Annotated in this window: 1 protein-coding gene and 1 pseudogene; one reads left to right on the top strand and one right to left on the bottom strand. The window is 65.4% G+C overall.

Annotated elements, in window-relative coordinates; genetic code table 11:
* A partial coding sequence (locus tag FK530_RS24810) for a PH domain-containing protein (protein ID WP_146489466.1) occupies positions 1-377 on the bottom strand: 377 nt, incomplete at its 3' end.
* A 117-nt stretch (positions 378-494) separates the two neighbouring features.
* On the opposite strand from FK530_RS24810, the pseudogene FK530_RS26815 reads away from it, so the two are divergent.
* A pseudogene (locus FK530_RS26815) lies at positions 495-616 on the top strand (DNA-binding response regulator); the annotation flags it as partial.

Below are 616 nucleotides of genomic sequence, written 5' to 3' on the forward strand. Positions count from 1 at the left end.
GCCGTGTGCAAGGTGATGGAGGCGATTGCGAACCGCCGGGCGACGGGCCCCTCGGAGACGTCGACGTACTGGATGCGTCCGTACGGCACAACTGTCAGGCTGCGGAACATGATGCCGCGGCGGATGAGGAACTCCTCCTCCGTCTCAGCGAAACCGATGGCCCGCACCTGGCGGGGCACCAACCACAACAGCCACGCCATGAGGAGCACGAACACGCCGGTGGAGATCCACACCCAGGGGGTCACCAGGACGGCGACGACAGCAGTCGCCAGGGCCGGCACCAGCGTCCACAGGAGGATGGCGATCACACGGACGGTCACCAGACTCCGGGAGACGGGGACGAAGGAGACTCCCTCCGGGTCCAGGGGATCGGTCATGAGGAGTCCTTCCAGAGGGCGGCGTGGGGCTGCCTCCCATGGTGTCACACACAGCACCGGCCGAGACTTCCACCTGATACACAGCAAACGTTCAGATTGGCGCGTGAGACTGGATGCATGTCGATCCCCCAGAGTTCCGAGCAGGGCGAGGCACGCCTCCTCGTCGTCGATGACGAACCCAACATCCGCGACCTCCTGGCCTCCTCACTGCGATTCGCCGGCTTCGACGTTCTCTCGGC

The sequence above is a fragment of the Tsukamurella conjunctivitidis genome, assembly GCF_007858475.1.
Lineage (GTDB): Bacteria > Actinomycetota > Actinomycetes > Mycobacteriales > Mycobacteriaceae > Tsukamurella > Tsukamurella conjunctivitidis.